20 protein-coding genes are annotated in these 23093 nt (G+C 58.6%); 7 read left to right on the forward strand and 13 right to left on the reverse strand.

Features of this window, described 5'->3' with window-relative positions:
* The first annotated feature begins 57 nt into the window (after positions 1–57).
* From surE to QVG61_RS05845, 6 genes are all read left to right on the forward strand, one after another.
* Complete coding sequence (gene surE / locus QVG61_RS05820; protein WP_289932727.1) at positions 58–801, forward strand: 5'/3'-nucleotidase SurE; 744 nt, start codon at positions 58–60, stop codon at positions 799–801.
* Positions 801–1457: a protein-L-isoaspartate(D-aspartate) O-methyltransferase gene (locus QVG61_RS05825; protein ID WP_289932427.1), complete on the forward strand. Its 657-nt coding sequence runs from the start codon at positions 801–803 to the stop codon at positions 1455–1457. Before surE ends, QVG61_RS05825 begins: the two co-directional genes overlap by 1 nt.
* Positions 1457–2035, forward strand: a complete 579-nt coding sequence (locus tag QVG61_RS05830; protein ID WP_289932428.1) for a YqaA family protein — start codon at positions 1457–1459, stop codon at positions 2033–2035. The genes QVG61_RS05825 and QVG61_RS05830 overlap by 1 nt, the downstream gene beginning before the upstream one ends.
* Positions 2036–2046: 11 nt before the next feature.
* Entirely contained in the window at positions 2047–2865 is an 819-nt protein-coding gene (locus QVG61_RS05835) for a peptidoglycan DD-metalloendopeptidase family protein (protein WP_289932429.1), read from the forward strand.
* Between the two features lie 81 nt (positions 2866–2946).
* Complete coding sequence (rpoS, locus tag QVG61_RS05840; protein WP_289932430.1) at positions 2947–3921, forward strand: RNA polymerase sigma factor RpoS; 975 nt, start codon at positions 2947–2949, stop codon at positions 3919–3921.
* Between the two features lie 719 nt (positions 3922–4640).
* Positions 4641–5231 carry a PEP-CTERM sorting domain-containing protein gene (locus QVG61_RS05845; RefSeq protein ID WP_289932431.1) on the forward strand — a complete coding sequence of 197 codons (591 nt, stop codon included), beginning with the start codon at positions 4641–4643 and terminating at the stop codon, positions 5229–5231.
* 153 nt (positions 5232–5384) lie between these two features.
* Here the strand turns inward: QVG61_RS05845 and QVG61_RS05850 are convergent, their stop codons facing one another.
* From QVG61_RS05850 to QVG61_RS05905, 12 genes are all read right to left on the reverse strand, one after another.
* Positions 5385–5912 carry a hypothetical protein gene (locus QVG61_RS05850; RefSeq protein ID WP_289932432.1) on the reverse strand — a complete coding sequence of 176 codons (528 nt, stop codon included), beginning with the start codon at positions 5910–5912 and terminating at the stop codon, positions 5385–5387.
* A 148-nt stretch (positions 5913–6060) separates the two neighbouring features.
* The gene (locus QVG61_RS05855) at positions 6061–9072 is read right to left on the reverse strand and encodes a cytochrome c3 family protein (RefSeq protein WP_289932433.1); all 3012 of its coding nucleotides are present in this window, start codon (positions 9070–9072) and stop codon (positions 6061–6063) included.
* Positions 9069–10061 carry an NHL repeat-containing protein gene (locus QVG61_RS05860; RefSeq protein ID WP_289932434.1) on the reverse strand — a complete coding sequence of 331 codons (993 nt, stop codon included), beginning with the start codon at positions 10059–10061 and terminating at the stop codon, positions 9069–9071. Before QVG61_RS05860 ends, QVG61_RS05855 begins: the two co-directional genes overlap by 4 nt.
* Positions 10045–11097 (reverse strand): hypothetical protein, encoded by a 1053-nt coding sequence (locus QVG61_RS05865; protein ID WP_289932435.1) that lies wholly within the window; start codon positions 11095–11097, stop codon positions 10045–10047. The genes QVG61_RS05860 and QVG61_RS05865 overlap by 17 nt, the downstream gene beginning before the upstream one ends.
* A gap of 154 nt (positions 11098–11251) precedes the next feature.
* Positions 11252–12196 carry a cytochrome b/b6 domain-containing protein gene (locus tag QVG61_RS05870; protein WP_289932436.1) on the reverse strand — a complete coding sequence of 315 codons (945 nt, stop codon included), beginning with the start codon at positions 12194–12196 and terminating at the stop codon, positions 11252–11254.
* Positions 12197–12238: 42 nt separating this feature from the next.
* On the reverse strand, positions 12239–13360 hold the full coding sequence (locus tag QVG61_RS05875; protein WP_289932437.1) for a hypothetical protein: 1122 nt from the start codon (positions 13358–13360) through the stop codon (positions 12239–12241).
* 44 nt (positions 13361–13404) lie between these two features.
* Positions 13405–14316 carry a hypothetical protein gene (locus QVG61_RS05880; protein WP_289932438.1) on the reverse strand — a complete coding sequence of 304 codons (912 nt, stop codon included), beginning with the start codon at positions 14314–14316 and terminating at the stop codon, positions 13405–13407.
* Positions 14317–14494: 178 nt separating this feature from the next.
* A complete protein-coding gene (locus tag QVG61_RS05885) occupies positions 14495–16210 on the reverse strand; it encodes a cytochrome c3 family protein (protein WP_289932439.1) in 1716 nt (571 codons plus the stop codon).
* Complete coding sequence (locus tag QVG61_RS05890) at positions 16207–17253, reverse strand: 6-bladed beta-propeller (protein WP_289932440.1); 1047 nt, start codon at positions 17251–17253, stop codon at positions 16207–16209. Before QVG61_RS05890 ends, QVG61_RS05885 begins: the two co-directional genes overlap by 4 nt.
* Entirely contained in the window at positions 17253–19151 is a 1899-nt protein-coding gene (locus QVG61_RS05895; protein WP_289932441.1) for a hypothetical protein, read from the reverse strand. Before QVG61_RS05895 ends, QVG61_RS05890 begins: the two co-directional genes overlap by 1 nt.
* Positions 19152–19619: 468 nt before the next feature.
* On the reverse strand, positions 19620–20756 hold the full coding sequence (locus tag QVG61_RS05900; RefSeq protein ID WP_289932442.1) for a hypothetical protein: 1137 nt from the start codon (positions 20754–20756) through the stop codon (positions 19620–19622).
* A 70-nt stretch (positions 20757–20826) separates the two neighbouring features.
* Positions 20827–21450, reverse strand: a complete 624-nt coding sequence (locus QVG61_RS05905; RefSeq protein ID WP_289932443.1) for a hypothetical protein — start codon at positions 21448–21450, stop codon at positions 20827–20829.
* On the opposite strand from QVG61_RS05905, the gene QVG61_RS05910 reads away from it, so the two are divergent.
* On the forward strand, positions 21419–21805 hold the full coding sequence (locus QVG61_RS05910) for a hypothetical protein (RefSeq protein WP_289932444.1): 387 nt from the start codon (positions 21419–21421) through the stop codon (positions 21803–21805). The genes QVG61_RS05905 and QVG61_RS05910 overlap by 32 nt on opposite strands.
* 452 nt (positions 21806–22257) lie before the next feature.
* Here QVG61_RS05910 and QVG61_RS05915 read toward each other — a convergent pair whose 3' ends face one another.
* On the reverse strand, positions 22258–23058 hold the full coding sequence (locus tag QVG61_RS05915) for a M90 family metallopeptidase (RefSeq protein ID WP_289932445.1): 801 nt from the start codon (positions 23056–23058) through the stop codon (positions 22258–22260).
* Between the last annotated feature and the right edge of the window lie 35 nt (positions 23059–23093).

Consider the following 23093-nt stretch of genomic DNA (forward strand, 5'->3'; position numbering starts at 1 on the left):
GAGAAGCGGTGCGCTTCCAGTATAGTGTGGGCTGTCCAAAGGTAAAACCGCTTGAGCATGCGCATTCTGATCAGCAACGACGACGGCTACCGGGCACCGGGTATCCGCTGCCTGGCCGAGGCACTGGCCGGGCTGGCCGAGGTGACGGTGGTGGCCCCGGACCGCGACCGCAGCGGTGCCAGCAATTCCCTCACTCTGGACAATCCGATCCGCGCCACCGAGGCCGAGAACGGTTTCATCCGTGTCGACGGTACCCCCACCGACTGCGTGCACCTGGCCATCACGGGCCTGCTCGACGACGAACCCGATCTGGTCGTCTCCGGCATCAACGCCGGGGCCAATCTCGGTGACGACGTGCTCTATTCGGGGACCGTGGCGGCGGCCATGGAGGGGCGTTTTCTCGGCTTGCCGGCGATCGCCGTGTCCATGGTCGCCGCCCGGCCGCGTCACTTCGAGACCGCCGCGCGCATCGCCTGCCAACTGGTGAAGCGGCTGCGCCAGCAGCCGCTGGCCGGCGATACCATCCTCAACGTCAACGTGCCCGATCTCGCCTACGAGGATCTGGCCGGGATCCGCGTGACCCGCCTCGGTCACCGTCACAAGTCGGAGCCGGTGATCCGCATGCAGGATCCGCGCGGCCGGCCTATCTACTGGGTCGGTCCGCCGGGTGGCGAGCAGGATGCGGGGGAGGGCACCGACTTCCACGCGGTGCGCAACGGCTTCGTCTCGGTGACGCCCATCCATGCCGACCTGACGCGGCACGATGCCCTGCAGCGCATCGCCGGCTGGCTGGAGGTCTGATGCACACCCGGATCAGCGGCATCGGCATGACCTCGCAGCGCACCCGAGACCGGCTGGTGCAGCGGCTGCGCGCCAAGGGTATCGTCAATGAGGCCCTGCTGGAGGTGATGGGGCGCATGCCGCGGCACCTGTTCGTCGACGAGGCCCTGGCCAGCCGCGCCTACGAGGACACGGCGCTGCCGATCGGCTTCGGCCAGACCATCTCCCAGCCCTATATCGTTGCGCGCATGACCGAGGAGCTGCTGCGTGGCGAGCCGCGGCGGGTGCTGGAGGTGGGTACGGGGTCGGGTTATCAGGCCGCGGTGCTGTCGCAGCTGGTCGAGAAGGTGTTCACCGTGGAGCGTATCGACGCCCTGGCCCGGCGTGTCCGCCAGCGTTTCCGGCAGATGGGGTTCCGCAACATCCAGCTCAAGCACAGCGACGGCAGCTGGGGCTGGCCGAGCAAGGCACCCTTCGATGCCATCCTGGTGACCGCGGCACCGCCGGAGATTCCCACCGGTTTGCTGGAGCAGCTGGCCGATGGCGGGCGCATGGTGATCCCGGTCGGCGGGCGCAACGGCCAGACGCTGGCAGTGATCACCCGGCGGGGTGCCGTCTGTGAACGCGAGGATCTGGAGGCGGTCAGCTTCGTGCCCCTGCTCGGAGGGGCCGGCTAGTGGGCCTGTTCAACGGCCTCTACGAGCGGACCATGCGCTGGTCGCGCTCACCCCGCGCCCCCTGGTATCTTGCCGCCCTCAGCTTTGCCGAGTCGTCCTTCTTCCCCATCCCGCCGGACGTGATGCTGGCGCCGATGAGCCTGGCGCGGCCGGCCCGTGCCCTGGGCCTGGCGGGGCTGACCACCCTGGCTTCGGTGCTCGGTGGCTTCCTCGGTTATGCCATCGGCTATTTCGCCTTCGAGGCCGTCGAGCCGCTGATCCGCGACCTCGGCTACTGGGAGAAATACGCCACGGCCCGTGCCTGGTTCGATACCTGGGGCTTTTGGGCCGTGCTGTTGGCCGGCTTCTCGCCCATCCCCTACAAGGTGTTCACCATTGCCGCCGGCAGTCTGTCGATGGCGCTGCTGCCCTTTGCCGCCGCCTCGCTCGTCGGCCGGGGCACGCGCTTCCTGCTGGTCGCCCTGCTGATGGCCTGGGGTGGCCCGCGGCTGGAGCGGGTGCTGCGCGACTACATCGAGGGCATCGGCTGGCTGCTGGTGGTTGCGGCCGGCGTGGCCTATCTCGTCCTGCGGAGTTGAATCGGGCGGCCATGCTGGGTGCGGCGATGCTTCCCGGGATTCTGCGCGCGACTCCGCTCCGCTTGCTGACACTCCTGCTCTGTCTGCTGCTCGCCGCCTGTTCGGGTTCCAGGGCCCGGGCACCGGTGGGGGAGCGCCTGCCGGTCGCAGTCCCTGCGAGTTCGCCAGCCAGCCGGCCGGCGGTGCATCTGGTGCGGCGCGGCGAGAGCCTGTTCTCCATCGCCTGGCAGTATGGTCTCGACTATCACCGCCTGGCGCAGATCAATGGCATTGGTCCGCCCTACACCATCTATGTCGGTCAGCGGTTGCGCCTGAAGGCGGCCCCGGCGGTGCCTGCCCCGCCCCGGAAGAAGGCCACGTCACCCGCCCCCCAGCGGAAAGGAACCGCCAGGAAAGAAGCTCGGACGAAGGCCGCGGCCGGTGTGCGCAGGCAGGCAAGATCGGCGCAGCCGGCAGTGGCCTTGCGCTGGCAGTGGCCGGTGCGCGGGCGGCTGTTGAAGCGTTTCGATGGCCGTTCCACCGGTAAAAAAGGTATCGCCATCGCCGGTCGTGCCGGCCAGAAGGTAAAGGCCGCGGCGGCTGGCCGGGTGGTCTATGCGGGGAGTGGACTTGTTGGTTACGGACGGCTTATCATCATCAAGCATAACAACATCTTTCTCAGCGCCTATGGTCACAACCGCAGGCTGCTAGTGAAGGAGGGCGATGCGGTCCGAGCCGGGCAGGTGATTGCCGAGATGGGCAACAGCGGTACCAACCGGGTCATGCTGCATTTTGAAATCCGGCGCAATGGACGGCCGGTTGATCCACTCGGGTACCTGCCGCGATCTTGAGCGGCGGTTCAGGGTAGACAGACAGCACGCGTCACCGTTCGGGGGAGCGGGGCCGCAGTGCGGCAACACTGGAGGTGGACGATGGCGCGTGATCGCGACGCCGAACAGCTGGAAACGGACCCGGCGGTACCGGTCCCGGATATGGATGCCGAGGCATCTCTGCCAACCGAGCCGGCCGAGTTGCCCGGCGACACCGTGTTCGAGGTCGGGGAAGTCTCCAGCCAGCATCTGGATGCCACCCGCCTGTATCTCAACGAGATCGGTTTCTCTCCCTTGCTCAGTGCCGAGGAAGAGGTCTATTACGCGCGTCTTGCCCAGAAGGGCGACGAGGCGGCGCGCAAGCGGATGATCGAATCCAATCTGCGGTTGGTGGTGAAGATCGCCCGGCGCTACATGAATCGCGGCCTGGCGCTGCTCGATCTGATCGAGGAAGGTAACCTGGGGTTGATCCGGGCGGTGGAGAAGTTCGATCCGGAGCGCGGTTTCCGCTTCTCCACCTATGCCACCTGGTGGATCCGGCAGACCATCGAACGCGGCCTGATGAACCAGACCCGTACCGTGCGCCTGCCCATCCATGTGGTGAAGGAGATCAACGTCTATCTGCGCGCGGCCCGCAAACTGGCCCAGACCCTGGACCATGAACCCAAGCCCGAGGATATCGCCGAGCTGCTCGACAAGCCGATCGAGGACGTCAGGCGCATGCTCGGCCTCAACGAACGCACCGCATCGGTGGACAGCCCGCTCGGTTATGGCAACGAGCGCTCGCTGCTGGACGCGATTCCCGACGACAACAATCCCGATCCGTCCGAGCTGCTGGCCGAGATCAGCGTGCGGCAGAACCTCGACTTCTGGCTCGACCAGCTGAACGACAAGCAACGCGAGGTGGTGGAACGGCGCTTCGGTCTGCACGGCCGCAAGATCAGCACCCTGGAGGAGGTCGGCAACGAGATCGGCGTCACCCGGGAGCGGGTGAGGCAGATCCAGATGGATGCCCTCAAGCGACTGCGTGAGATCCTCGAGAGCGAGGGTTTCTCCCAGGATGCGCTGCTGCGCTGATCTGCGGGCTAGCAGCCTGTCGGACTCAGGACTGATCTACTGCGCGGGTGGGAGAGCGGCCCGAATCTCCCCGATTTCTCGTTGCGTAGTGCCCGCTATGCGCCTCGAAATCGTGAAGATTCGTTCTCGTTCTCCCACCCTGCTCGCTACGATCGCCTAAGTCCGACAGGCTGCTAGCCCGGATATTGCACCAAGGATTCGATTCTCAGGGCGGAGCTGGCAAGGCAGCTTGGCCGATCGTCCGCGGAAGCATGGCCGTAGCTATGATTCAAGGGCGATCGGCCAGGATGCGCAGCCAGATGCGCCCTGACAAAATCGCCGGGAGCGATTTTGAACAGCCGCAAGGCTGGCCCGAAGGGCGGAGGGCAGGATGCCCGGAGTCAATCGAATAGGCACAAAGCGTACCCCGCCACGAGGGCCTATTTGCGAGCCTCCTGGCCTTGTATACCAGCCTGCACTCCGATCATGCGGGCCGCCTTGGCGCAACATCCGGGCTAGGGGATCGAGCGGTCCGCTCCAGTTTTCCGGTCGTTCCGGTGGATGCGAGCCTGCTGTGTCAGGGGATTTTACAGTCTTCTCGGGGATGCGCCCTTGTGTCAATGTAACGCATTGTTTGATAGGTAAAAGAATAATTGGAACGGAATCTGCAGGTCGATAGATCAAGAGCGTATATCAATCTGCGATGTACAAAACAAGCTGCGGCAAGGGAGGGAGCACCCATGAACATCATCAGATACATGCATACGACTGTGGCCCTGGGCCTGGCGTTGTTGCTGCCGCTGGTGGCGCATGCCTTCCCCATCGCAGCACCGGGAACCGAGGGTCTGAAGGTGATCGTCGGCAACTCGAACCCGATCATCGCCACCTACCAGGGCAACTCGGCGATGTACAGCAACGACCTGTACCTGGTGCAGGGCGACGGCGATGTCTTCATCTTCAACAACCACAGTTCCGCGGTGGGCAGCCAGGTCAACCTCGGCTCCTTCCCGGTGGGTACGGAACTGGTCTTCCGCCTGCATGTCAACAACACGGGCTATGACTACTTCACCGGTCCGGCCAGCCGCAATCCGGACCAGCATGTGCATGCCCGGGTGCAGGAGAACTGGCAGCCGAAGGAGACCCTGGTGAGTTTCGAGGACCTGTACAACGGTCCCTTCAACTACAACGACCTGAGCTTCTCCTTCACCAATACGGTGACGACACCCCCGCCCCCGCCGACGGGTGGGGTGCCTGAACCGGCCGTTGCCAGCCTGTTCCTCATCGGCTTGGCAGCCAGTGGTGTGGCAGCTCGGAGCAAGCGGCGGCGCTGAGTTTCGTCCACCGTTCGTTATTCGCATTGCGCCCGGTTCTGCCGGGCGCGTTCGTTTCTGCTTTGGGATATTGTCAACCCGGCAACCTATTTGGTTGCCGGGTTGACAGGAAGAGGGTATTCGAGAGACGGTCGCCTTGATCCGGGGCTCTGACTACATGGCGTGGCAGGCGATGCACAACCGGCCCGGTTCCGGGCCGGTGGTGAGATCGGCGCTGGCGGTGCAGTTGTTGGCGGACGAGGGGCTGCGGTCGGATACCTGGGTGGTGTGGCCAGCGTCGCGTGTCCGGTGACAGGAGATGCAGGTGACGGTGCCGTTTTCCAGCCGGATGCGCGGGTCGAGCTTGCCCGGCGCGACATAGACCGCCGGATTGCGGCGGGCATGGCGAGCGTAGGACATGCCCACGGGATGATCCAGAGTGCGGTGGCCGCGGATCTGCATGGGGCTGTCCGCATCCTTGATGGTGATCGCCGTGGCGCTGCTGCCGTCATGGCACTGCATGCAGTGCCGTGCCTGGCTGGCGCGTGAGAGCTGGTCTTGCGCCGCTAGCACGCTGGCCTCGGCCGGTGAGCCGAGCACGAAATCGCGGAACGCATCGGCAAAGCCGCCGGCCATGGCGTTTCCAACCAGGCTGAACATCATCGCCAAGATGCTGAGATATCGAGCGAAACCGCTATTCATGCCCAAGTTTCCTGTGCTCGCGGCGGTTTCGGGCCGGGCAGCGTGTGGACGCTGCCCCCGTCGGGACCGCTGATGAAAGCAGGGGGATCTGCCCTGTTATCGGGAACCCGGGGGGAATCCTTGAGCCGGTAGAGGAAGCGGGGCGGGCTCAGCGGGCCAGGGAATGCTTGATATGGCCCTTCTTGGCATGGAAGTACTTGTATCGGTAGAGGGAATCGGGGCCGTGACAATCGGCGCACAGGAAGTCGCGGGTATCCGACAGGCGCAGGAAGCTGCTGGTGACATCGCCTTCCTCGTTGCGGCCGCTGCCTGGATGGTCGCTGCCGGCTCGCCAGCGATGGGGGTCGTGGCAGGACGGACAGCTGATGTTGCCGATGCTGGCCTGCTTGCCGTTCTCGTCAAAGACCGGCACTGCGCCGTGGCTGCCGGGTCGCAGGCCGGCGCGGAGGCTTTCCGCCCAGACCAGGATGCGGGTTGGATGCTGGCTTTCCACCGGGATCTTGGCCGAGGCCGATGCCCCCGCGGCATGGCAGCTGCGGCACAGTCGTTCCACCGGGTTGCTGCCCGTGGCACCGGGGACGCGTGCCCAGAGACGCAATTCGCTGCCCGCGTTGTGCACGCCATGGCATTGGCCGCAGAGGCCGGATTCGGACACGGTCTGATGGCGGGCGTTGACCGCAGTCGGAGCGGTTACCGCCAGATCATGGTCGGTACCAAGGATGGCCGCCTGCTGGCGGTGGCAGTCGGCACAGAGATCGCCCTTCTCGGCGCTGATGCGCAGAAAACTGGTGCGTGCATCCCCTTCGGTCTTCATGTCGTCGGTCTGGCGCGGCCTGTCTGGATTCCACTGGTGCGGATTGTGGCAGCTGGCGCAGTCCAGATGACCTTTCTCGTCATGGCTGCCCCTGCTGCTGAACAGCGGCAGTCGACGTGGCCGGTAGGGGGGAGAAGGCTTGATGCCCAGCGGATGGCTGTGTTCGCCCGTGGTGTGCTCCTTGGCGGCCCCGTCAGCACGGTGGCAGTCGGTGCAGAGGCGCTGTACGGCAGTGCTGCCGGGTCCCATATCACGAGCCCAGAGAAAGGGGCCGCGCGCCTGATGGGGCCGGTGGCAGAGGCTGCAGCTCCCCCGCCCGCTATTGTCCGGCAGTGAGAGCCGGGCTTGAGCATGGCGGCTGCGTGCGACCACGCTCTTCTGCAGATGGCAGTTGGTGCACAGTGCACTGCGACCGCCGTCGGCAATGCGCAGGAAGCTGCTGTCGGCATCTCCTTCGACCTTCACCTCCGGCTTGCCGCGGGTCGACCAGCGGTGCGGATCGTGACAGGTGGCACAACCGACCCGTCCCTCGTGGGTGCTGCGCCTGCCGGCAAGATCGAACAGAGGCAGGGGGGTGGGCGGAAGGATGCCCAGACGCTGAGGCAGACGGCTCAGCCAGCGGTCCAGCGTGGCCTTGATACCCAGCCGGCCGATGGGTACGTCGAGCGGGTGGTTGTGGCCGTCGATCGCTTTCTTGGCGGCGGGGCCGTCCTGGCGATGGCAGCTCAGGCAGGGCGCGGCGGTCGGCCGGATACCTGCCGGCAGTTGCCGCGCCCACATCAGCGGGCCGAGGCCGTTGTGTACCCGGTGGCAGTTGCCGCAGAGACCGGCCTGTTTTGCCGTCTTGCCGCCCGCCGTGCGCGCCTTGGGTGCGGAGCGCGCCAGATCGTGCTCACTGCCGGCAATGGCCCGCTTGCTGATATGACATCGACGGCAGAGTTTCGAGTTACTGTCGTTGGCGATGCGCAGGAAGCTGGTTCGTTCATTGCCTTCTTCCTTGCTGTTGCCGCGTCGATCGGCGTGAGCTGGATCCCACTGGTGAGGATCGTGGCAGCTTGCGCAACTCAGCATGCCCTTGCCATCGCCCTGGTGTTTGACACCCGTGGCGGAGAACGCCGGCAGGCTGACCGCCTGGCCCAGCCGCGCGATAGGCGCGCCGACCGGATGGCTGTGACGACCGGTCCGGTGTTTGCGGGCCATACCGTCCGCCTGGTGGCAACTCAGGCACAGCGTGGCCATCGGGTCGAGGCCGGGTGGGCGATCACGCGCCCACATCTTCGGTCCTTTGCCCTGGTGCGGCCTGTGACAGGCAGCACAGGTACCGCTCGTGCTGTCCCGCTTGCCGGGCTCGAGCTCGGCCACATCATGTTTGCCACCGATCACGCCTCGCTGCTGGCGATGGCAGCTCAGGCACAGACGGGAAGCGGCATTGCTTGCCGTTAGCAGGCCGGACGGGGACTTGGCGTCGTGCGGCCGATGGCAGGTCTGGCATATCAGCTCCCCGCGGGGACCCCTCCTGGCACCCAAGCTGATCAGACGGGGAGGGATGGAGGCCTTGCCTGGCTGCAGATTGACCGGATGGGTGCGGGCTTCGGCGGCTGCCTGCAGCGAGTGGGTGTAACGGTCGGCATGGCAAGTGCCGCATAGCTCGGAACGCGGATTGGAAACGACCAGCAGCTTCTCCTCCGGTGCATCATGTGCGGTATGGCAGCTCTGACAGGTGATCCTGCCATCGTTGCTCAGTTTGGCATGTGTAGTTCGAAACAGAGCGGGTGGATTCTCCAGCGGCTTGTCGATTGGATGGCTGCCACTGGCGGGGCCATGGGTCTTCTCCTCGTGGCAGGATTGGCAGAGTGCCCCGTCGATACTGCGGACGCGCATGAAGATGGGCGAGTCGGTTGTCTCCCAGTCGACCCCGTGCGCCGAATGGCAGCTGCCACAATAGATGTTTCCATCGTCATTGAGGGGGAACAGATTCTTGCCATTCTTTACCGGAAGGCTGATGCGTTCCGAGGGCTTGACCCCGACCGGATGCTGATGCCTTCCCTTCTTCCATAGGAAACGTGAGTCGAGCACGAAGCCATCATGGCAGGAAAAGCACATACGTGGGGTGCTGACCACGTCTTGTCGGCCGGTTTCGAGAACCGGCTTTGGTTCGTAAGGGATCAGGGTCTGCACGTCTTCACGCTTGAATGCCTTGATCCACATGACATGACAGATGGCGCATTCACGTTGTGCGCCAATATCTCGGGCAGCAAATGTCTGGTTGTTGAAGATCAGGGCAAGTGCCAGGAGCAGCAGCAGAAGCACCGCCTGGGTGTTGTGAGGGGTGCGTGTGGAAATCATGGTGGAGGCAGATCCAGTTGAAAGACAGAGACCCGGTTGGCGAGCATCTCACAGACATATAACAGTCCATTATTGCCCAGGGCGAGGCCACTCGGTGTGGTGAAGCCACGCGAGGGGTCATCCGTTAGGAGCTGGAACCGGAAACGACTGTCGCTACTGAAGACCTGAATTGCATTGAGGTAGCTGTCGGAAACCAGTACCACACCACTGCTTGTAGCAGCCACCCCTTTGGGGCGGTAGAAGTTGCCGGGCCGTACCCCCCATTCTCCGATCTGCACCAGGAATCGTCCATCCTCGGAAAACTTTTGTACACGTGTGTTGAGGACATCGACGACATATATCGAGCCGGTGCCATCGAGGGAAAGAGTGGCCGGGTAGCGGAATTGGCCTTCGTCGACGCCTTCACCTCCCCATTGGCTGAGATAGCCTCCATCGCGGGTGTAGACCATAAGGCTGTGATTATTGTTGCCGGTAATGAAAAGCCGGCTGCCATCCGCAGAAACAGCGACATCGATCGGGTGGATGGAATACTTCCCGGACCGAAGCGGGATATCCTGGATCAATTTGCCATTCAGGGTAAATCCCAACACCCGACTGTTGTTGCGATCGGCGACGAACAGGATGCCGTCTGCAGAAATCCCGATGCCTACGGGTCCGTTCATGCCGTTGAACTGCTTGCCTTTCCGGCCTATTTCATAGAGCCATTTTCCTGTGCTGGAGAAGACTGCAATCCTGTTGTTGCCGCCGTCGACGACATAGGCCCGGCCGCTGCTGTCCAGGACCACATCGCTGGGCAGGCTGAGCGGACTGCCCGGTGGTCCTTGCAGGTCATACAGGTGCTTGGCCACCAGGGTATGTGGCTCACTGGCAAGGCATGGCGTGATTGCGATGAAAGAGATCAGGACAAACAGGAGGGCTACAGCCAGCCACTCCTGCATGGTCTGGGTGGAGGATCTGCCATGGCGAGACCTGTCAGCGTGTCCGATCATCGGTCTTTTCCCACCAGGGTTTCTGACGGTTCCTGTCATCAGGGCTTGCCAGGACCTTGCTGCTGGAATGGCCAGTCAGGTTTTCCAGCGGGGGCAGGGATTTTTTCGATTTAAGGAGATTTGGGATATAGAATTTTTTGTATTTCTCGACCAGGCCGATGATATTGAGATTGGTCAGGTTTTCCTGCCTCTGTTCGGTGAATCCGAGTGCAGAAAAGTCGAGATAGGGTTCCTCGCGATTGTGGCATCTGCTGCAGAAACGGCCCTTGGGTGTGACGAGTTTGTGAAATCGCTCCTTGACCGCTTCACGGTCGCGATCACTCAAATGCTTGTAAACACTGTAGAATTCGCGTGCCTCGGGTCTATCTGGTGTGATCTCCAGCAGTTGACCGTCACTGTATGCGACGATCTTCGAGTAATAATCGTCGGTCTCGATCAGGTCGCCGGTTTGCTGGTTGATATCAGTTCCGAAATGGGGGCCATCGACCTCGATTCCAGAGTAGTTCAACCATCCGAAGGACAACGATGACTCCGGTATGAGTCGAGGATCGTTGTGGCATGTCATGCAACCAATGAACTGGGTATGCATGTTCAGGATGGTGCGAATCATTCGCTCCTTGGAATGTGGGAAATCACCATGGCAGAGGAGGCAGACTGCCTTTTGCCCGCGGGTCGGGTCTATTTCTGCAGAAATATTGTGAAAGTGCCTGATGCGTTCATGCTTGCGTTGTGCCTCGATCGCACTCATCAGGGTTGGTTCTTCTTTCTCAGTCCTTGGCTTGGCATAGGTCTCATAGAGTGTCGCCAGCAACTCCAATGCTAGGCTGCCGATGATCGCGACCAGTATGGTCGTGGTCAGAAAGGCGATCACCGGATGGTCGCGCCTGATGCCGGATATGCTGAATGGGTCATGCGTGAAACCACCTGGCAATCGTGCCTTGTGATCGATAAGCACGAGTATCGCTATTCCCAGGAAGAAGAAGAGCAGTACCGTTATTACAATGAGAACGGCAATTGGTGATTCTGACTGAGGCATGATTCTCTTCCTGTTGCTATAGGTTCATTCAGGATGGGTGAGTATCAACCAGATGGCAAAGAGTCCAAGCAGTGTCCATATCAGAATGATGAACAATGATGCATAGGCGACTACTTTCTGCCATGCCTTCAGTGGCTTCATCATGGCAATAGGCCTAGTCGGCTGGTTCAGGTACCGGTGCTGGCTGCTCATCGTCTTCGTTGATGAGTTCACGGCTTTCCATCATCTCTCGCAGGTAAGCGCGTTCTTCCGGGATCTCGACCAGATTGCGCAGATATTCGAGGAAATGCTCTTCCATCTGGTGTTCACGGGTTATTCTTCCGGTGAGGAATGTCCACTGCATGGGGAAACGTCCAGGCGCAAGGTGCACGTTGTACCAGTGCCAGAAAGCAATGACCAGCAGAGCGAGAAGTGCCTCATGTGGATGCGATAGACGCATCAACTCCTGAAAATGTGATGATATCGATGGCGGCAGTACGCTGGCCCAGAACTCTGGGAACAGGAACGAGGAACCTGATATAACCATCACCATGTTGCCGAAAGCGGCAGCGAAATAATGGATCTTCTGCTTGTACATGAACTTGTCCATTTCCGGACGCTGATCGCGTCTGCCGCTGAAATAGAGCAGATCGTCCTTGAAATCGCGGATATCCTTGAACAGCGGGATGATGGTGCGTTGCAGGTCGAACCTGTTGCGCATGATTTGTAATGCGGGGCCAAGTGTAATGGTGAATACATGGTAGATCATCGAGAAGATCATCACCGAGGCCAGGGTGCGGTGAATGATGCGGGTGATCTCGACGCCGCCTAGCATGGTATTGAGAGGTTCGGCCCAGAATGCATCACTGAAGTGAATCGGCAGTCCGGTGAAAGCAAGTGCCAGGAAGGTGACGAAGGTGAGCATGTGCTGTAGGCGGATATGGATGGAATAACGTGGCAAGTCGCCAATCGGATTCGAAACCACGTTCTTGTAGAGGAGGACGCGGTCGTCGGGCAAGGAATCGATCAGTGACATGATCTCGTCGCGGTCCTTGTCAGTGACCTTGTTTTGCTGCATGCAACGCTCGATGACCTTTTGTGCTTCGCTAGACAGTTTCATGATTCATTGTCCCATTTGCATGGCGGGTTAATAACCACTTATTCATACGATGCGATCCCGATCTCTGGGCGATTTGCGCCACCAGGATGAACCGTGGCGAATCTTCCAGATGACTCCGTCGCGACGGCGACCGATGGTTTCGAACAGGGAAATGCCCACCAAACCTATTATCACTACGTCGCCAATGACGTTATATATGAGTTCCGCATAATAGCGGAATGGATTGTCTTGCGGATGGCTGGTTGGGTGTGGATCCAGCCTGACATAATTTTCATCCGCATAGATATGGCACTTCCGGCAGGCTTCTACGCGGTTGCTCTCGTGCATCGGTGACTTCGGATCGCGTGAAGGGAGAATTTCGTGAACGCTTCTGTAGTAATTGACTTCGCTGGCATGGCAGTCAAGGCAATTCGGCGTCTTGCTGAAGCCATATCCGGTTAGCTTTCCGTGGAAGCTTTCATTGTAGGATTCGACAGCGAAAGCGAACTTGCGGCCGAGCTCTCGATCCTCCTCCTTGGCGAGTTCCATACGGCGCTTTATGAATTCCGGGTCGCCGTGGCAGGAGGAGCATAATGCTACGATTTGCTCGGATGACCTGCGTACCTCCCTGATTCGCCGGCTCGTATGATTGTACCAGCGGTTGGCGAATTCCCTGTCTTCATGACATACGACACAGCGGTCGACGATCCTCTTTGGCGGGGCGGATTCAGCGGGGTTGTACAGGGGGTTGGTGTGACAGGTGATGCAGTAGGGCTTGTCTGTATCTGCGCCGTGTGCAAGCTTGTCACGGCCGTGAACACTGCTGCGGTAGGTATTGTAGATCGGCTTGTGCGAGAATGGCTTTCCGGTGGCCGGATTGTTTATTGAATGGCATTCGATATTGCAGCTGACCCCTTTCTTCACCGGTCTGTGCGGCAGTTCCTTGATGTAGTTGTGGCAGTCGCGACAGGGTACGTTCCTGTGGACGGTCTTCGAGAAGATGCCTGGTACTATGAAATAGGAACGGAACACGCCTTCTTCGGTCATTCTTCCCATCATGGGATATTTGTGGCACATGAGACAGGATTCGTCATCGGTGAAGCTCATTGCCTGTGCTGCAAACAATGCCGACATGACGAACATGAGCCTGCATACCATGCTGAGGACAGAATGTCTGTTATTCATCGTCTTTACCTGCTGCTGATTGCTACTAGGGTTGACGGCTTCATCTATTTGTCATGGCAGATCGTGCAAATCTTCGTGCTGCGCAAGCGGTCCTTGTTCGTGGCACCCACGCCGGCAGCGCCGGCAACCACCCCTTCCTCATGCGGGTTGTGGCAGGTTGCGCAAAATATCTTTCCATTCGTCGGATCAAGAGGCATGATCACGCCTCTCTCCGCGGAAATTTCCACTAATCTCTCATGCATGGCTCGATCAGGCCTGATGAGGTGATTTGGTGGCTTGGCGTCCGAGAAGAGACGGAATTTCCCGCCAGGATGGGGAGTCCAAGGGTGGCAACCGAGGCACATCTGGCGAAGGTCGGACTTTATATGGAAGTCGACATCTGAGATGCCTCTGGCTGAACCCAGTGCCTCGATATTTTCGTGGCACAAACGGCAACTCGGCTTCCGAATGTTACCCTCGTCATCAATCTGTTCGTGTGGGTTCAATCGCACATGGCGTTCCTGGTCATGACACAAATAGCACACGTCACTACGACTTTTCCTGATCCCTCCACGGACGAAATCCGGGTTGGTCTTCTTTTCGCTGATGCGTGATGGAAGACACTGGGAGCGCATGTCATGGCATGTTGTGCAGACGATGTTCTGTGCACGCATCGAATTGCGGTAATCACGTGGCATGCGCCGCAGCATGTCCGTCCTTGGTCGAATATTGGATGTGTGAAGCAGCTTGTTGCTGGCGAGTCGCGAATGGCAGGTGTTGCAGATTTCCTCCCGTGCGCCCTTGCGCAAGGAAGACAAATCCGCTGCAGGCTGCTCGAGGTGACAGATATCGCAGCTGTCCGGGTTCCAGTGAGGATTCGGTATCTTTTCATCGAGAAGCCGGTCTCCGACGATCTGCAGCAGTGTGTATTTCGCAGCGATGGCATCGTCATCTCCGATGTCAGCCTGGATATCCATCGCCATTACTCCCATGGATGCAGTCAGTATGAACAATCGTGACAACAGGCGTAGTATCAATGTACAGATGAACCCGCTTGCAGGAATGTCTTCTATCTCGACTGTCGGGTGAAACGTATTGCTGTCTGATACAAGCAAGCGCCCCTTCAACGCAGGGGGAGGCATGCCCATATAACATCTACATGCCACCGCCACCGCCCATTCCACGCGGATATGAGAAATTCCGATGTTGCCGGTTATGGCACCGCAGACTGCAGCTGCCAGCAAAACGCCCATTGTCCGTGAATGCCAGTTCTCCCCAGCGGTTCGGGCTTACCACGGATGTATCAAAATTGATCAGATGGGTATTGTTCGTGCTGTTGCCCTGGGTGTCGCTGATGCCGTGTGGATCATGACATATGTTGCACGGCGCCTTCTGGCCGACGATATGCCGGCGATGCTCGCTGAAGCTTTCATTGCCAAGGATGCTGTTCCTGTCGTGGCAGCCGTAACAAAGCGCATAGTTGGCCGGGCTTTCACGGGTATAGTCAAGAGTGACGTATTGTCTGATGAGTATTGGTTCATAGTTCGAGCCGTGCGGACCATTGGCGCCGGATCCTCCAGCCAGGGTCGAGCTGTCACTATTGTGACAGTCTGTACATTCGATCTGGCTCGTGCTGTTCAATGGCGAGATCAGGCTCGGCACGTCAGGGTTGCGTCCAGGCCCGGCAACAGGGTGAAATGAGGGGTTGGTGGTGGCGAATTCGAGCCGTGTGTTGATCTGCGATATCTGCCTCGGCGTCGCCGGTGCAGGCTGTCCCGGGCTGTCTGAATGACAACGAAAGCAGAGCTGGTGTGTACTGCTGATGGTTTCAAGTCCTGATCCGTTGATATCGATACCTCGGACCAATGCAAGCGGTCCAAGCGTCGCAATGCTATCGCTACGTGCAGCATGTGGATTGTGACAGTCCTGGCATTCCGCGTGTCGATTGCTGACGATGGTGCCTTCTCCTGCATCATGAACGCCGGTATAGGAGTAAATTGGGTGTGCAGAATACTTGCTGAACTGCGACATGATATCTTTACTGGCGACATTGCCGTTATGGCAGGCAGAGCAGTTGTCCTCTTCGGCCTGGTGCTTGAGTAGCAAGGTGCTGCTACCTGCCGAGTGTGGTCGATGGCAGTTCAGGCAGGCATTGTCACTGACTGTTTGCCAATCGGTGTCGGACCAGGGGTCCGGGGGGATGCCATTCCAGTCCGCATTCGAAAGGCTGTGTGACGCCTGCAGCCAGCCGTGCTTGATATGACAGGTGGTACAAAGTCTGGATGCGCGGTTGGGCATGACCAGGAACTTGCCAAAGCTGTCATTGTGCGGATCATGACAGCTCGTGCACTGCAATTGTCCGCTTTTGTCGAGGCGCACCGTACCTGTCAGTTGGCCGGGGTCGACGAGCTCGCCTTGCTGTGCTGCGAGTGACGCGGAGTAGACGAATGAAACAGGGTGGTCGTCAGAGAGATCCGTGCCAAGTCTGGTTGCGCCAGGCGGCATGGTGGTCACCCCTCCCGACATGCTGATCTCATTGCTCTGGCTGATTATCTTGCCGAGGGCAATGGTTCCGTCATGGCAACTCAGGCAAAGAATCGAGGCGCCAGTCGGCTGGCCCGGTTGGGCGACAGCAGTCGAACTGGAGTAGGGTATGTACAATGCCGCCGATTGTTCACGGTTCCAGAGTGGAGCTGCAGAGGAGGCATTGTGCGGGGTATGACAGAAGATGCAGATTCTGGATTCCTGGTCCGATTTGATGGTCCCGGGTCCAGAAACTGAAAGGTTATGTTTGGTACTGGCGATGCCTGCAACTGCCGGCATGACCGCAAGCATCTGAAAGAGCAGGGAGAACAGCCAGCGCACCCTCATGACTGCCCCCCCGAATAACGGAACATCTGTACGCGCTGATTATGTGAGTCAGTGATGTAGATGGTGTCGTCCGAGCTGATAAATATCCCGGTAGGCAGCCAGAATTGCCCAGGAGCTTGTCCCTGATCGCCGATGAACAGGAGAAGAGCACCCTGCTCATCGAAGATCTGGAATGCATGAAACATGGCATCGACGACATAGATATGGCCAGCGCTATCGGTTGCCAGGCCCTTGGGTCGTGAAAACGCGCCCGCCACGTCACCTGCCCTGCCAAAACTGCCGAGATAGCTTCCCTGCAGGTCGAATGTCTGGATCCGGTAATTCAGTGAATCCGTCACCCGGACCAGGCCATGCGCATCGATCGAGATGTGTGTCGGGTAATTGAATTCCGAAGCACCGGTGCCGCGCCTGCCGAAGCTTCCAAGATAGCGGCCATTGGTGGAAAAGATCCTCACGCAATGCGAGGCTGCATCCACGATATATAGGTTGTCTGACAGAGGGTCGATTGCAACCCCGGTTGGTTGTTCCAGCTCAGACTCGAGTTGCATCCTCTTCAGGACCTTTTCCCCTTTGGCAAGAGAAAACACTGCACCTAGGGCAGAGTCCGTCACATAGACGGTGCCATCTTCTGCGATCGCGATGCCTACGGGTGATGGAAGTGGCTGCCGCTTTTTACGCTGGAGAAATGTATACTGACCTGTGGCAAGGTCAAAACGATGTATGCCGCGTGCACCGGGATCGGTAACAAGAAGCAGATTGCCGTGATCAGCGCTGGCAACCGCCATGGGGCGAATCAGCCTGTTCTCGGACACACCTCCCAGCCAGTCGCCAAGATGTTGCCAGAAAGACTTTTTGATACCGAGATCTGCAGGTGTTCTGAAGCTGCCAAGATAACTGATGTAGGCCGGTGCCGGAGCTGGTGGCCAGGCGATTTCCTGCTCCGAGCCGATGGTCGTTGTCTGGATGCTGCAGGCGGCAATAAACAGCGCTGCTGCTGCAGCTACCAGGCGGAGAAGAAACGGTTTCTGGATGGCGACAGGCATCAGAAGTTCCGCCTCAGATAGGCCATGATCTTGGCCTGCTTCTGTTCGACCGCACCTTGCTGGCTGAGGATGCTCTCGGCACGGAGCTGGAAAGCCAGTCTGCGGAAGTGCCATGACAAGCCGAGATAGGCGCCACGCCGTTTTCGTATCAGACTACCGCCCGTATCTTTCTGAAAATCGGCGTCCGCAGTAAGCAAGGTCCGAAACCAGGGGCGTGATGTCAGGCGCAGCATCAGCTGTGTGAGATCAGTATCTTCCTCTGTGTTACTGACATCTATAGTTTCGCGGCGAGCCGTGATGCGCAGCCGGGTGACGAGCGGCAGGCTGAGCTCGACATACCCTATCAGGCTGTTCCGTGTGTAGGGGGAAATATCCTCCTGGTGGTCCTCGAATTCTGCATTGGCGCCCGCGAGCCAGCCGCCCTGAAAAGGGTATTCAACCCGGGCCCCGACCAGCATGCTTCGTGTCGAATTGACGGGGATGCTGCTCACACCAGCAGAGAGATTCTGATTCAGATCTCGATAACGGACATAGAATTCATAGAATCTGGAGATCCTCAATTGAACCGAATAGTTCTGGGCAAGGGTATTCAGATTGAAACTGCCACCCGTCTGGTAGTCGTAGTCGACCAGTACGGTTTCGCCGTCAATGATGTTGCCACCGATCAGTCGTTCGATCTCGGTTCGCGAGCCTACGGTTCGGATCCTGTAATCGAGATCCTTGATGAAGGTCTGGGTCTTGGCCTGATTTCTGACGATGATCGTGTTTTCTTCCACGAACTCATGTTGCAAGGCAACAGGCGCCGTACCGGAGAGGGTCAGTGGCTCGTCGAAGACCTGGATTTGACTGGTTTTGCTGCGCTGCCCGGATCTGTCATAGAGGATGCTTGCGCCGAGCCTCAGGTCAGCTCTGCCAAGCCTCAAGTCGTAGCCGATATTTCCCCGCGAACCACGTAGCGTGCGATTGAATCCCGTTGTGTCCTGTTGTTCCTTCTCACCATGGATGTCCAGATTGCCACGCAGCCCATCGACAGACATGTAGTTGACGCCGGCAACGAGAAACTGATTTCTGGTATCGATGTCCGACCGTTGGTTGTTCGTCAGTCGGTACTGATAAAAACTGCCTACCTCCCTGCTGTGTTGCCAGCGCATATCAAAGTTGTAACGCAGGTCGTCGATATCCGTCGCAGGGTCGTTCTGCAGCCTGGATGTCTGCTGGCTGAGGGTGAGTAGCTGGGTGACGTTGATCTTGTCGTTTTCGCCAAATGCATTGCGGGCGCTGATATCGATGGTGCGGCTTCGGGTATTGTTTTTCTGTATGGGGAGACCAAGACTGCCGCTCTTGGAATCGACTTCGATATCGAGATAGGAAACCTGGATATGATCGTTCCCATTATAAGATTTGAATGCGCGAAGGGTGAGCTGATCCGTTATGTCATTGATGCTGGTGTCGATGCCTTGGCCGCGGTTTTCATAATGTAGTGTGCCCAGATAGAGCAGCACTGGAGAAATGCTTTCGAGCAGGCTCGCCTGAAATCCATAGCGGATGTTCTCGACCAGAAACCTGCCAGATAGGCTGGTGGAAACGGATGGGTTGCTACGGTTGTAGAACAGACTGAATGGATAGGGTTTCCGTTTCAGGAAACTCAGGCGCGCATTCAGATTATAAAGCGATTCATTGCTGTTGTTGGAGCCCTGGTTCGTCGAAAAATCCTGCTGCACGAACAGCAGGCCACCACCCAGATCCATGTCGAGCAGATTCGGGTGATAGACATAGCTGTGCGTCAATACATTGATTTCTTCCTCGAACGTAGGCCTCGTCTGGTAACTCGTGTTTCCAAGCGCATCGGTTTGCCGGTATTCATCGTATATAGCGTAATTCCGCCTTGCCTTCGACATCGGTCAGCTGATATGCACGGATGTCGCTGGTACGAGCATGGCTTGCTTGATTGCTCAACATGATACACAGGCCACATAGGCAAGCTAAGACTAAGGAAACACCGTCTCTACAGCAGATTCTGGCGCAACGGGTCAGGCTGCCTGCACGCCCAAATTCTCTTCCCATCTGTCCCGGGAAAAGGTCTTGGCATGCAGCAGAGGTAGCCAGAAACATCGTTACTCATTTCAGTAATAGGTTGAATCAATCCAGGTTCTGTCAACACGATCCCAATGCGTTCTGCTGGGGCCCACTTTTCGCCCGGCAAGACAGAATGAGCGAATGGTAATGCCACTGAGCGGGGAAACAGTCCCAGCCCTGCGCTTTGCTCGTCGTTCACTTGGCTTCACCAGACTGCACTCCTCGCGCTTCGGTTGGCACTTCCTCAGGCACAGCACAGCCTATTGGTAGCCTGTCAACAGGCCCTGGTCTCAATCCCGTTTTGGTGGCGCCGAGCTGTAGTCCATGCCTGACATCTTGCCAAAACCGAACGCAGTAACCTTGTTTATTCCGAACTGGCTGGAGACCAGTATCACATACTCAAGATTGAAATCTGGTGCGGCATATCTGCGGAAATATTCGACATTGTCATAGTCGATGTAAATATCCGCCGGGAGGTTGATATTGCCGGTTTTGTCGCCTGCTTCACCAAAGAAGAGAAGCGGGGTTCCATCCTTGTCGAAGATCTGCACGTTCTCGAATGCAGCATCTACGACATAAAGTCGTTCGCGGCGGTCAACGGCGATACCTTTCGGTCTGGCAAAGTGTCCGACGGCATCACCTATGCCGCCATAGGTGCGGATATATTTACCCTCCAGAGTGAACTTCTGTACTCTGAAATTTCCGCTATCGCTCACATAGATGGAACGGCCATCAGGGCTCAAAGCAAGATTGGTCGGTTGAAACAGCTGCCCTTCCTTGGATCCAGCACTGCCAAAGGAGAACAGCTCATCGCCTGTCGATCTGTCGAGAACATGCACCCTGTGATGGTAGAGGTCGGTGACATACAGGCGATCACCGGCGATCAAACAGTCGATCGGCTTGAATTCCTCGGGTGTCCCGAATGCCTTGACGTATTTGTCATCACGGCTGTAGACCAGAATCTGGTTGCGTCCCGTGTCCGTGATGTATTTGGTGCCGTCTGCAGCGATACTGATGTTGATCGGCTTCTTCATGCTGCCGTTGCCAAAGCCTTGGATGAAATCTGTGCGGCGATTTTTCAGATCATAGATGCCATAGCCATTGCCGCGAATATCGACCACATAGATCTTGCCATCGTACAGCGCAACGCCGTAGGGCTTGCGCACCAGATGGCCCTGCATGGACTCCTTCCCGAACAGGAAATCCTTGAGTCCGCTGGCATCGGCAACAAGGTCGCCCTGGGTCGAAAAACGTGCCAGATACTGAATGCGAGGCGGGTTGGGCAGGGGCGGAAAGAATAGCTTTGCCTCCTCCGGGGTTCTGGTTGGAGTGGCGCAGCCTGCTGTAAGGAGAAGCAGAAGCAAGGCGATCATCGGCCAGCCGGGAATTGAGGCGCCTGTCAGCTTGTTTTGTTTCGACTGCTTCATGACCCTGAGTGACTGTCATCCAAGGTTGGTATCGGCCCCCACCGGCAGAAGCCGGCGGGGGCATGGCGGCTTACTTGTTGTGGCAGGTCAGGCAGATCTTGCTTTTCGCCTTGCTGACCTTCAAGAACGGCTCGCCGTCGGTGCCGGGTGCCACAAAATTGTTATGCACGTCGTGGCAGGAAGAACATTGCACCTTGTTCGAAGGAAGCATGAGGTCGGCCACGGTGCCGCTTCTCGTCTTGTCTCCATTCTCGCCGATGATCACGCTCTTGGCCGTCGGGTCGTGCAGGCCGGGGTCCGTGGTGGCGAGCGCCGCATCGTAGGTTATGGAGATCGGGTGGTCATTGGTCAGATCCCCGTTCTTGCCGACGGCAGCAGTCGCGCTGCTCATCACGAAGGTGCCAGTATTGCCGCCAAAGCTGTCGATGGCGGTGGCACCGTCATGGCAGGAGAGACACAGTTTCGAGGTGCCGGTAGGTTGGGCATCCTGGGCCGCATCGAGCGTGGGGCTGCTGTACATGGTGAAGTTGGTCTGGGTGACCGTGTGATTCCAGAGCGGCGCTGTCGTCACGGATGTGTCTGAGTTGTGGGGGGTGTGGCAGACGACGCAGATCTGGCCGAGTGAGAAGCCGCTTGCCGAGAAATCATGATCGGTGCCAACGATGGTTCCGCTGAGCGCCGGTCCTGCTGCCACTCCCAATGTGATCGCCAGGGCACTGGCGATTGATACGGATGCCCTTCTTGCGGACCTGGTATTGCAGGTTATATTTTTCATTTCGATTTCCTCCGAACTGCGCGTATTTGATGCGGAGGAGTCAGGCTCGACCGCCTACTACGCTTGGGTTGTATACATCGATATCTCGCTTTCTCCTTTGCTTGTTGATGTCATAAGCCTTTCCGGTCTGGAAGAAGCAGTCGCAATTCGGTTTCCAATGGATGTCTTCACTGCTCCTTGTGTCAGAGTAAGACATATAAGTGTTTTAGAGGGCAATGATACAGATCAACAACTGACTTGTTGTGACATCTGGGTGCATGCACCCGGATATTAACGCTGTTGCTTCACCACTTGCTGATACAAGCTGGCGAAGCAGTGCTCGTTCTTGATCCCGCCCATTGGCTATTCCCGTAACGGCATGCACGTCTCCACTTGAGGGGTTATATCTTTTTGAAAAAAAACCAAGTTGAGAATTCTGCTCGGTTATGGGCGGGGGCTGCGGGCAGCACTTCAGTATATTCTTATGCGCGGTTATTGATCCGGCAACCAAGCCAAGACGCCAAGAGTGCTTCATGAATTCAATAAATAGAAAATTGGCGTTGTTGGCGCCTGGGTGGCCATGTCGATTGATCGGTTCCAGCCCGCATATTGCATCAGGACCCTGGACGATGGCGTGGCTGGACCCGCCGAAGATCGCGGCCTGGAGGCCGCTTCTACGGGGCATGGCGGCACAATCTGTTGCAGGAACGGCCTCCAGGCCGCGATTGGCGTGGTGTTAACAGATTCCTAGCAGCCTGGCTGGCGTGGGGTTGCATCCGCCTGGCGGCGGTTCAGGGTGTCCTGGCGGAAGTAGCTTTGCAACTGCAGGTAGACGGCAGGGCAGTGTTCATGCAGAACCCATGGCGCGGTGAAGAAGTACTCACAGAGCACGGCAAAGAATTCCGCCGGGTCGGTTGCCGCATAGGGGTTGATCCACGCCGGGTGATGGTGCTGCAGTTGCCTGAGCAGGGTGTTATAGGCCTCGCTCAGGGCGCGACTCCAGGCCTCGACCGGCATCTCCGGGTGCAGTGGCGGCATGCCATTGGCGCGGCCATTGCCCATGTCCAGCTTGTGGGCGAACTCGTGGATGACAACGTTGCGACCCGGCTGCAGACAGTGGCTGTCCCGCTCGACATCTTCCCAGGAAAGGATCACCGGCCCCCGCGACCAGGATTCGCCGCTGAGGATGTTCGCCTCCTGGTGCACCAGGCCTGCGTCGTCCGCGGTCTGTCGCTCGACGCGGAAGGCGCCGGGATAGATCACGATCTCGATCCAGCCGTCGAAGGCGTCCAGTCCAAGATTGAGGATCTGCAGACAGGCCTGGGCCGCGACGGTAAGGCGCATCGCCTGGTTGACCTCCAGGCCCTGGACACCGGTGAAGGCCTTCTTGTGCAGGAACAGCGTCACCAGTTTGCGCAGCCGCGCCCGCTCCACGGCGCCGAGGTCATGCAGCAGCGGCAGGCTTTTCGTGGTTTCATGCCAGGCGCCATCCGCAATCGGATGGTCACGGAGGATCTTCAGGGTGTGATAGCGGCGGAAGAATTTCATGCTCAGGGACATATTACCCGTGACTTGACTGCCTG

This window comes from Thiohalobacter sp. IOR34, from assembly GCF_030406045.1.
Taxonomy (GTDB): domain Bacteria; phylum Pseudomonadota; class Gammaproteobacteria; order Thiohalobacterales; family Thiohalobacteraceae.